The following is a 10,452-nucleotide window of genomic DNA, read 5'->3' on the forward strand; positions in this document are numbered from 1 at the left end:
CACGGCCCAAACGAGCGGCATCACCGCAAGTCGCGGGTGCGGCTGCGCCGGGCTGAACGAGCAGTGGCCGCCGATGAGTCGGTGTCGTGGGTGGTCGAGATGAGGACCTTCTTGTTCTGAAAGCTTCCCAATAGGAGAGGAAACGGGCGAAGCGCCCGCTGGCTAGTGTTGCTTCCCATGACGCATACCGAGGCCGAGGTCATCGCGGAGTTGGTGCGGGATCTGCTGCGCGACCAGCACCTCGACCTTGCCGATCGTCCCTTGCGGCTCGGTGCGCGTGGCTGGGCCAACCAGCTTTGGCGGCTGGGCGACGATCTCGCCGTCCGGTTGCCCTGGATGGGGGCGTCCGCGGACGAGCTGCTACTCAAGGAGCACGCCTGGCTGCCCACACTCGCCCCGCGCCTTCCGCTGCCGGTTCCCGTCCCGCAGCGTCTTGGCGAGCCTTCGTGCGGTTTCCGCGCCCCTGGATCGTCACCCCTGGCTGCCGGGCGAGCCCGCCGACCGCGCCCCCGTCACGCGCGGCGCGGAGGCGGCCGACGTTGTGGCCGCTTTCCTGACAGCTCTGCACCAGCCCGCTCCCGATGAGGGGCACAACGAGCATCCGAACGAAAGGTCCCGTTAGCAGAGCAGCGTTGAGCGGCTTGCCGTGACTTTCCGTTTAGATGCGTCTTGCCGAAGGGTTTTCGCAGGTCATGACGGATGCAGTCGGGTGGCCGAACGGCTGTGACACGGGCGGCGTATACGCGGTGCGCCTTGCGCTCGGTTGGGCCGGCATCGGCGAGTGCAGCGCTCTGCTCCAGCGCGGCGCGATGGAGAGCGAGCGGGGCCGTGATGCGGACCGAGTAGCCATGGCCGCGTTGCCGCCGCCGCGCACCGTCAGCGCCACCTCGCCGGAGCGTCCGACCGCCCGGGGCGGGAAGTAGGAGTCCAGGTCGCGGCCGACCAGCAGGCGCACCAGGGCGGCGGTGACCAGGCTGGAGGCCGGCGCGGTGGCGACCCGGGCGCCGTCCTTGAGCACGTGATCCGGTCGGCGAGCTCGAAGATCTCGCGCAGCCGGTGGCAGACATACAGGACCGCGATGCCGCGCGGTGAGCCGCCGCACCAGGGTGTACAGCAGGTCGACCTCGTGGCCGGCCAGGGCGGGCGGCTCGTCCATCACCACGATGTGCGCCTTCAGCGAAAACGCCTTGGCGATCTCCACGACCTGCTGCTGGGCGACCGAGAGCCGCCGGACGAGGTCACGCGGGCCGAACGAGTCGTCGCCGAGCGCGCGCAGCAGCGGCCGAGAGCGTTTGTCTCCTGGTTCTGGGCTTCCGACTTGCGAGGTGGCCTGTCTCGGCAGATGGGAACCCTTTCTGAACATGGGATGTCTGGATGTGCGGTCGTCAACGTCTCAAGAGCGGGTCCACTTCTGGTTCGTGCCGCCGTGGCAGGACCAGATCTGGACCTTGGTGCCGTTGGCGGTGCCGAATCCGGCGACGTCGAGGCACTTGTTCGCGCCGACGGTGGTGACGGTGCCGTCGCTGTTGAGCCGCCACTTCTGGTTGTTCCGGCCGTTGCAGTCCCAGATGATCACGCTGGTGCCGTCGGCCGTGCCCCCGCCGCTGACGTCCAGGCACTTGCCGCCGTACACGCGCAACTCACCGGCGCTGGTCGAGGTCCACTGCTGGTTGGGCTGGCCGCTGCAGTCCCAGATCTGCGTCTGCGCGCCGTTCGACTGGGACGCCCCGGCGACGTTCAGGCAGCGGCCCGACCCCACGCCCTTCAGCGCGCCCTGGCCCGGCACCGAGGAGGCGTCGAACGTGAAGGCGTCCAGGTCGAACAGGTACCCCTGGCCGGTCGGTCCCCGGAAGACGAGGTAGAGCGTCGTCGTCCCGGCCGGTACGGCGCCGAGGGTCGCCGAGACGTCGGCGAAGGTGTCCCAGCTTCCGGTGGCCGCGACGTTCACCGTGCCGAGCAGGGGGCCCGTCGCCGAGCCCGATCGCACCTCGGCCCGGCCGCCCGCGCCCGCCGAGGACACCTGCAAGGTGACCGTCGTCGCGCCGCCCAGCGCGTACGGCTGGAAGGAGATCCAGTCGCCGTCGTCGACGAAGCCCACGGTCCTGCCGCCTTCGGCGGTCGTGTGGTCGGCCGTCTGCACGCCCGACTGCGCCGAGAAGTGCTCGGCCTGCCGGTGGCGCGGCTGCAACGTCCGGGTGCTGGTCGAGGTCAGGCCGCCCTTGTCGGTGTAGGACGCCTCGAAGACGCCGAAGAGGTTCGCCGCCGCGTCGTGCTCGCCGTCGGCCGGGACCGTGATGGACCCGGAGCAGCCGGTTCGGGACGTGATCTGGTGGCGGTGGCTGTCGTGCCCCACGAAGTAGGTGACGGTGACCTTGGCGCAGTCGATCGTGCCGTCCTCCGGGTCGCTGACGTCGACCTGGTACGGCACGGCGTCCCCGTAGGAGAACAGCCGGCCGTTCACCGGCTGGGCGAGCTCGATCGAGGGCGCGGTGTTGCCGACGTTCACGATGACGCCGGCGCTCCCGGTCAGCCCGTCCGGGTCGCGGACGGTCAGCGTCGCCGTGTAGGCGCCGTCGGTCGTGTAGGTGTGCGAGGGGTTCGCCGTGGTGGCGGTGCCGCCGTCGCCGAAGTCCCACGCGTACGTCAGCGCCCCGCCCTCGGGGTCGGCGCTGCCGGCGGAGGAGAAGGCCACGGTCAGCGGCGCGGGGCCGGAGAGCCGGTCGGCTGACGCCTTGGCGACCGGGTTGCGGTTGGCCTTGCCGATGTACTCGATGCGGTAGAGCGCCTGGTTGTTGCCGCCGGTGCCGTAGTCGAGGACGTACAGGGCGCCGTCGGGGCCGAAGGCCATGTCCATGACCTGGGTGCCGCTCCACGGGAACGCGGAGATCTCGCCGTACCCGCCGTCGCTCCTGACCTCGATCGCCTTGATCCACTTGCGGCCGTACTCGCCGGCGAAGTAACGCCCGTCGAGCACCTGCGGGAACTTGACGCCGGAGTTCAGGTTCGGGTCGTAGCGGTAGACGGGGCCGCCCATCGGCGACTCGGAGCCGGAGCCGAACTCCGGCGGGGAGCCGGAGTCGCCGCCGTACTTGATCCAGGCCGGCTTCGCCGGGGGAAGCTGGGGCAGGCCGGTGTTGCGGAAGGAGTTGTTCGCCGGACCGGCCGCGCAGTCGTACCTGCCCAGGGAGGGGCCGCTGGGGAAGGTGTACTCGGTGTAGGTCTCGGCGGCGGTGTTCGTGCCGGTGCAGTACGGCCAGCCGTAGTTGCCCGCCGCGGTGATCCGGTCGAACTCGACCTGGCCGGCCGGGCCCCGGCTGGAGCTGGTCACGCCCGCGTCCGGCCCGTAGTCGCCCAGGTAGACGACGCCGGTGGCCTTGTCGACGCTCATCCGGAACGGGTTGCGCAGGCCCATCGCGTAGATCTCCGGCCTGGTCCTCGCCGTGCCCGGCGGGAAGAGGTTGCCGCTCGGGATCGTGTACGTGCCGTCCGCCCGCGGTTTGATCCGCAGCAGCTTGCCGCGCAGGTCGTTGGTGTTGCCGGCGGTGCGCTGCGCGTCGTACTGGGGGTTGCGGCCGGTGCGCTCGTCGAGGGGGGCGTACCCGCTCGACTCGAACGGATTGCTGTCGTCGCCGGTCGTGAGGTAGAGGTTGCCCGCCGAGTCGAAGTCGATGTCGCCGCCCACGTGGCAGCACATCCCCCGGTCGTTGGGCACCTCCAGCACGACCTTCTCGCTCGCCAGGTCGAGCGTGTCGTCGGGCTTCAGGGTGAACCTCGACAGGTTCAGATGCCCCTTCCACTGGTCGAACTGCGCCTGGGTGCCGCTGCTCGGCGCGTCGCCGGTCGGGGTGCTGAGCCGGGGCGAGTAGTACAGCCAGACGTACCGGTTCGTCGCGAAGTCGGGATCGACCGCGACTCCTTGCAGGCCCTCCTCGTCGTGGGTGTAGACGTCGAGCCGGGCGGCGACCTTCGTGGCGCCGGCGGCGTCGGTGACGCGCAGCGTGCCGTCGCGGGCGGTGTGCAGGACCGAACGGTTCGGCAGGACGGCCAGCGACATGGCCTCGCCGAGCTCCGCGCCGCCGGTGGCCAGGGCGATCTGCTGGTAGTCGGAGGCCGGGATGGTCAGCGCGCTCGCCGGAGGGGCGGTCAGCGCCAGCGCCCCGGGGACGACCAGCGCCGTCACGGTCAGCGCCGTCAGCCACGGATGTCGGGACATGGGAGTGCTCCTTCCTGACGTGAACAGTTCAGTCAGGGCAAGGCGCGCGCCGACGCGCTGTTGCCAGTACCGCTCTCTGGTTCCGGAGGGGTGCCGCCTCCGCCGGGATTCTCACCAGGCCGCCGCTGTCGCCGGCGCTGATTAGTTCTTGGCCCATTTCTGTGAGTTGCCGCCGTCGCACGTGCGGAGGATGACCGCGGTGCCGTTGGCGGTGGCGTCGTTGTTCAGGTCGAGGCAGAGTCCGCTGCTGCTGCCGCTGGTGATGGTGCCGTTGGTGTTGAGGTTCCATTGCTGGTTGCTGCCGCCGGAACAGCTCCACAGTTGCACTGTGGTTCCGGAGGTTGCGCCCGTGGGTTCGTCGAGGCATTTGCCGACGAGCTGCAACTGTCCGCCGGTGCTGGTGAACTGCTGGTTGACGAGGGTGTTGCAGTCGTAGATCTGCAGTCGGGTGCCGTTGGCGCTGGCGCCGTTCGGGGTGTCGACGCACCGGTTGGCGAACTGGCTGCGTAGCCGGAAGGTGCCGGGCGGCGGTGTCGTGTCGAAAGTGATGCCCGAGACGTAGGCGTTGATGTTCCAGCTCGCGTCCGGATCGGTCCGGCTGGTGATCGGATTTCCCTGGACGGTGAAGTCACTGAAGTGCACGCCGCTGATGTTCACCGATGAGGAACGTCCGTGCAGGTTGATGACCTTCTTCACGTCCGAGGCGACGTTCGTGAAGTAGGCGTCCCGGATCGTCGCGGTGTTCTTCACCGTTCGCCATGTCGGCGGACGGTCTTCGTTCAGGTCGATCAGGCTGTCAGTCTGCTCCACTCTGACGTTTTCCCACCGAGTGTTCGAGATGACGGCCGTGTCGTACGCGTCGATCACCAACGCGCGTCCCGCCTTCACCACGTCGATGTCACGGAAAGTGACGCCGTCCATCGACGTTCCTTTGTTCTTGGTCCCGATCTTCGCGCAGGCCGAGTTGCTGTAGCAGACGACATGCTCGTGGACGATGTTCCTGGTGTTGATCGTGCCTGCGTTGTCTTCCTCGTTCTTGGTCGCCATGTTGTCGTCGCCCGTGTAGAGGAAAGCATTGGACAGCAGACCGTTGGTCGACTCGTCGAAGTCCACACCGTCGGTGTTGTTCCACGTCGTCGTGGTGGGCCGAACGTTGATCACCTTGTAGTTCTTTATGGTGACCTTGTCGCTGCGGTAGATGAGCGTGTTCCAGAAGCTGGGGTCTCGGACGGTGAGGCCGTCGACCAGGATGTCAGAGCTCTGCTCGATTTTCAGAAGGTTCAGCTTTGTGCCCTGCGCCCGCAGGGACTTCCCGTTTCCGTCGATGACACCGCGGCCCAGCAGCTTCGCGTTGCTCACCTGGTACACCCGGATCGTCGAGTGCTGGGCACCTTCGATGTTCACACCGCCGCTGCCGGTGTTGAAGTCCCCCGGATTGTTCGAGCCGTAGAGGATCGCGCCGGCCGCCAAATACAGGGTCATGTTGCTCTTCATCCAGAGCTCACCGACCTGATACTTGCCGGGCGGGACGTACAGGATGTTCCGGGTGGCTCCGGACGCGGCGTTGATGGCGCTTTGGATCTTGGCAGTGACGAGCGTCGTCCCTGTGTTGTCGACCCCGTAATCGGCCAGGTTCTTGACGTTGGCGTCCCCCAACAGGGGCGGATTCGACTCGGCCGCGTCGATGAGAATGAACAGCAGTTCCTTGGAGTCGAACTGGACGATCAAGTAGTTGGGGCCGCTGTCGAAAGTGATCGTGTTGCCGTTTCTGGTGACCGCCAGGTTTCGGCTCTTGGGGCTGACGGTGTACGAGCTGAAGCTCTGGGCGACGGTGACCGAGAATGTGGCCGTGCCTGCTCCCGCCATCGAGCAGTGCGCGTAATGCACCTGCATCTCGGGGGCGAACTTGGTCATCTTCTCGACGAACAGTGGCGCGCCGTCCGCCGTGACGGTGTAGAGGGAGCTTTTTGTGGCCCCGGGCAGGGTGGGATCCGCGACGCAGCCGTCGGCTGCCTGAACGGCCGAGCTGTTCCTGGCCGCGCCGGTCGCCATAGTCACGCCGTACACCGGCGCCACCAAGGCGTTTGACCCGACGCCGCCGCCAACGGCGAGGAGTGCGATGGCCATTAACTTCGCGAGTAACTTCGCAAGAGGTGTGATTCTCATGGAGGTCCGTCCTGTCGGAATCCCTTGCGGGGTCAGTTCCAGCGGCAGTGATCGTGATCGTGGATACGCGGTGGGATCCCGAATCGTGCCGTGGTTAATCTTCGGTGGTGGGCGGAACAGTGGCGTAACGGGCTGCGGCTACCTGCCCCTTTTTGTGGGACGGAGACCGGTTGATTCCCGTACGACGAGCTGCGTGGGTACGACTCTGCGGGAGCTGCCAGGCCGTTCGCGGTCGTTGAGGAGGTCGATCAGAAGTTCGTCACCGGCCCGGCGCATTGGTCCTTCGGCTGGCTGGCGATGATCAGCGGAGGACTACCATGTCCGCTCGGAGATATGGCGAGCAGGACACCGGCGACGGCGACGCCACCCATGATGGTGGACGACACGCTACCGGTTTCGACCAGCTCAAGGGCCGGCCGTCCACAGGTCGTGAACCGTCGTCGCCATCGTCCGCGGATGCCTCTGACGTGGAAGGATGCGTGTCCCACTGCGGCTTGCCTCCTTGAGGGATGGCTAGGGAGATGCCGGAGAATGAAACGCAACTGAAATCGGTTCCAAACATCGGTCGAGGTCCGCACAGTGTCAAGACCCAAAGTTTGAGGACTGTCCGCCAGGCGTTCAGCCATTGCTTGACAGGGAAGGGAAATCGGTTCCAGAATCCGGTGTGGCATGCGGCGTGCTGGCGATACCGGAGGAACCGTCGTGACGGATGAACCCGTCGTGACGGTGACCATCAAGGACGTGGCACGGCTGGCGGGTGTGTCCCCCGCCTCGGTATCCCGCGCGCTGGCTGATCCCGGCCAGGTGCGCCCCGGCACGCGTGAGCGCGTCCATCGGGCCGCAGCGGCCTTGGGCTACCACCCCAACCAGGCCGCGCGCGCCCTGACCACGGGCCGGACCCGGACGATCGGGCTTGTGGTGCCCGACATCACCAACCCGATCTTCTCCACCATTTTCCAGGCCGTGCAAGGACGGGCCCGGGAAGGCGGCTACTCCGTCCTGCTGGTCGACACCGGGGAAGACCCCGCAACCGAGGTCGACCTCGTACGCACCCTGGCCAGGCAGGTTGACGGCTTCCTGCTGTGCTCGCCCCGCGCCGCCCAGGAGGAGCTGGATCCCTTCCTACGGGCAACCGCGGTGGTCACGATCAACCACAGGGGCAGACGGGTTCCCTGCATCACCTCCGACAACACCGACGGCGCCCGGCAGGCGGCCGAGCATCTCCTGGCCCTCGGCCACCGCCGGCTCGCCTACGTCGCCGGTCCCGCCGCCTCCTCCGACAACCGCGAACGGCTCCGCGGCCTGCGCACAGCCGTCGCCGCCGCGGGCGCCGAGCTGACCGACTTCACCGCCGTGTCACCCACCTACGACGGCGGCACCGCCGCCGCCGATCTGGTGCTCGCCACATCGGCGACCGCTGCGATCGCCTTCAACGACGTCATCGCACTTGGACTGCTCAACCGCTTCACCGCCCGCGGCATAGGCGTTCCCCAGCAGATCAGCCTCGTCGGTTTCGACGACATCCCCTTCGCCGCTATGACCAACCCGCCGCTGACCAGCGTCGCCGTCGCCAAGCAGCAGATCGGACGGACCGCGGTCGACTTCTTGCTGGATCTACTTGACGGACGTCAGCGCCCTGGCGGGTCCCGGCTGATGCTGCCCACCCACCTCATCGTGCGCGGCTCGACCGGCCCAGCCCCCGCAACATCCGCAGACTGACCCTTTGTTTAGAGATGCAGCATAATTCCTCTTCCTGTGCCGATGACGACGAGGTGTAGCACGGCACCGTCGGCTCCCGGGGAGCGCCTCGGACGGTCGTGTGCTGACGCTGGGCCAGAGAGTGATCATCGACGCGGTCAACGCCGTGGAGGCGGCTCGACAGCAGCGGCGGACGTTGGCAGACCACCATCGGGTGCCAGTGGTGTTCTTCGAGGTGGTGTGCTCCGACTCGCGGGTGCATCGGCAGCGGCTGGAGCGCCGGTCCCGGGCACTGAGGGCTTCGAGGAGCAGACCTGGAAAGCAGTTCAGAAGCGACGGGCCGAATACGAGCCCTGGACCGATCACCGGCTGATACTCGATTCGATCGCCGACCTAGCCTCGAATCTGGCGAAGGCTCAGCTGAAGGCCGCAACCGCCCACCTTGCCCCGAGCCAGAGGGAGCACCCGCCACAGGGCCGCCGGGGGCGGTCCGGTGAGGCGGGCGATGCTTGGCACCGGGGCGGACGCGGGGATGAAAGTTTCACGACGTCTCACCGCAACGGTGCGAATGCCCAGCGGTAAAGCCCAGGCGGCGCGCCGACGGTACCTCGAGCGCCCGAGAGGTGTGATCCACGCGCTTGACGCAGGGACCTTCATTAAGTTAGCTCCGCACTACCGATGACCGTCAGATCGATCCGGAGAGCCAGCAATGTTAGCGCTAACATTGCTGGCAAGGCCTGCCGCATCGGTGCCGTCCGGTCATGATTCCTGAGCGAGAGAAGAAGGCATGATGCTTTCCGGGTACCTGAGAAGGGCGCTCGCGGCCGGGGCGAGCGCGTTGCTCGCCACCACCTGCCTGGTCGGCGGTGGTACCGCCCAAGCCGCGACGTCGCAGCCGTGTGACATCTACGCTGCAGGCGGGACGCCGTGCGTGGCGGCGCACAGCACCACCCGCGCCCTGTACGGCGCCTACAACGGTCCGCTGTACCAGGTCAGGCGCGCCTCGGACAACACCACCCGCGACATCGGCGTGCTGAGCCCGGGCGGGGTGGCCAACGCGGCCGCGCAGGACTCGTTCTGCGCGGGCACGAACTGTGTGATCACGATCATCTATGACCAGTCCGGCCGGAACAACCGGCTCACCCAGGCACCGCCCGGCTACTGGAAGGGGCCTGCCCCGGGCGGGTATGACAACCTCGCCGACGCGAAGGCGGCCCCGATCATCATCGGCGGCCAGAAGGCCTACGGCGTCCGCGTGGAGCCCGGCACCGGCTACCGCAACAACAACACCAACGGCGTCTCGACCGGCGACCAGCCCGAGGGCATCTACGCCGTCGTCGACGGCACGCACTACAACCAGTGGTGCTGCTTCGACTACGGCAACGCGCAGAGGGATGGCATCGCCGACTCCCCCGCCATCATGGAGACCGTCTACTTCGGCGCCGACAAGCAGTGGGGGTACGGGGCCGGAGCCGGTCCCTGGATCATGGCCGATCTGGAGTGGGGACTCTTCTCCGGCGTGAACGCGGGCTACAACAACCTCCCGTCGATCAACCACCGTTTCGTCACGGCCATGGTCAAGGGCGAGCCGAATCACTGGGCGATCCGGGGCGGGAACGCGCAGTCGGGTGGCCTGACGACCTACTTCGATGGACGGCGCCCCAACGGCTACCACCCGATGAAGAAGGAAGGCGCCATCCTTCTGGGCATCGGCGGTGACAACAGCGTCTCCGGCCGCGGCACCTTCTTCGAGGGCGTGTTGACCTCCGGCTATCCGAGCGCCGCCACCGAGAACGCCGTACAGGCCAACATCGCCGCCGCGGGCTACGCGCCGGCGGGCGGCGGCCCCGGTACCTCGCTGGCCGGGTCCTACCAGATCAAGAACATGAACAGCGGCCTCGCCCTGGACACGCAGAACTCCGGCACCGCCCAGGGCACCCTGGTCGACCAGGCCACTCCATCGTCCGGCAACACCCAGACCTGGACCCTCGTCGACAGCGGCTCCGGCCTTTACAAGATCGTCAATAAGGCCAGCGGGCTGGTCCTCGGCATCACCAACATGAGCACCAGCAACGGCGGGACCGCCCTGATCTGGGGCGACAACGGTACCGGCGACCACCTGTGGTCGTTCATCCCGGACGGGACCGGCCACTACAAGATCCGCAACTACAACAGCGGCCTGCTGCTCGGCGTCAACGGCATGAGCAAGTCCCCCGGCGCCCAGGTCCTCCAGTGGGAGGACAACGGCACCGCCGACCATCTCTGGACTCTCACGGCCCGCTAGGACTGTCCTGAAGATCTCGGTGGTCTGGTCAGGGAGAGTTTCGGGATTCAGACTCGGGTCATGATGGGCCGTCGGAGGGTTCCGGCCGGGC

At 67.4% G+C, this 10,452-nt stretch carries 5 protein-coding genes and 1 pseudogene; 3 read left to right on the forward strand and 3 right to left on the reverse strand.

All coding sequences use genetic code 11. The annotated features are described in order from the left end of the window. Positions 1 to 177 precede the first annotated feature (177 nt). Positions 178 to 583, forward strand: a pseudogene (locus AB0H75_RS49020) (phosphotransferase); the annotation flags it as partial. Between the two features lie 75 nt (positions 584 to 658). Here the strand turns inward: AB0H75_RS49020 and AB0H75_RS49025 are convergent. From AB0H75_RS49025 to AB0H75_RS49035, 3 genes are all read right to left on the reverse strand, one after another. Next, entirely contained in the window at positions 659 to 1,363 is a 705-nt protein-coding gene (locus tag AB0H75_RS49025; protein WP_367808753.1) for a hypothetical protein, read from the reverse strand. Between the two features lie 30 nt (positions 1,364 to 1,393). Further along, on the reverse strand, positions 1,394 to 4,213 hold the full coding sequence (locus tag AB0H75_RS49030; RefSeq protein ID WP_367808755.1) for an RICIN domain-containing protein: 2,820 nt from the start codon (positions 4,211 to 4,213) through the stop codon (positions 1,394 to 1,396). Positions 4,214 to 4,354: 141 nt separating this feature from the next. Next, a complete protein-coding gene (locus tag AB0H75_RS49035) occupies positions 4,355 to 6,340 on the reverse strand; it encodes a ricin-type beta-trefoil lectin domain protein (protein ID WP_367808757.1) in 1,986 nt (661 codons plus the stop codon). 741 nt (positions 6,341 to 7,081) lie between these two features. Here AB0H75_RS49035 and AB0H75_RS49040 point away from each other — a divergent pair. Continuing rightward, a complete protein-coding gene (locus tag AB0H75_RS49040; protein WP_367808759.1) occupies positions 7,082 to 8,098 on the forward strand; it encodes a LacI family DNA-binding transcriptional regulator in 1,017 nt (338 codons plus the stop codon). A gap of 766 nt (positions 8,099 to 8,864) precedes the next feature. Next, positions 8,865 to 10,361 carry an arabinofuranosidase catalytic domain-containing protein gene (locus tag AB0H75_RS49045; RefSeq protein ID WP_367808761.1) on the forward strand — a complete coding sequence of 499 codons (1,497 nt, stop codon included), beginning with the start codon at positions 8,865 to 8,867 and terminating at the stop codon, positions 10,359 to 10,361. Positions 10,362 to 10,452: the final 91 nt, after the last annotated feature.

This window comes from Nonomuraea sp. NPDC050783, from assembly GCF_040802095.1.
Taxonomy (GTDB): Bacteria; Actinomycetota; Actinomycetes; order Streptosporangiales; family Streptosporangiaceae; genus Nonomuraea.

What these genes read in the sequence shown, in the direction of transcription:
- AB0H75_RS49025 (WP_367808753.1), bottom strand. Translation starts at nt 1,363, where the DNA reads ATGTTCAGAAAGGGTTCCCATCTGCCGAGACAGGCCACCTCGCAAGTC.
- AB0H75_RS49030 (WP_367808755.1), bottom strand. Translation starts at nt 4,213, where the DNA reads ATGTCCCGACATCCGTGGCTGACGGCGCTGACCGTGACGGCGCTGGTC.
- AB0H75_RS49035 (WP_367808757.1), bottom strand. Translation starts at nt 6,340, where the DNA reads ATGGCCATCGCACTCCTCGCCGTTGGCGGCGGCGTCGGGTCAAACGCC.
- AB0H75_RS49045 (WP_367808761.1), top strand. Translation starts at nt 8,865, where the DNA reads ATGATGCTTTCCGGGTACCTGAGAAGGGCGCTCGCGGCCGGGGCGAGC.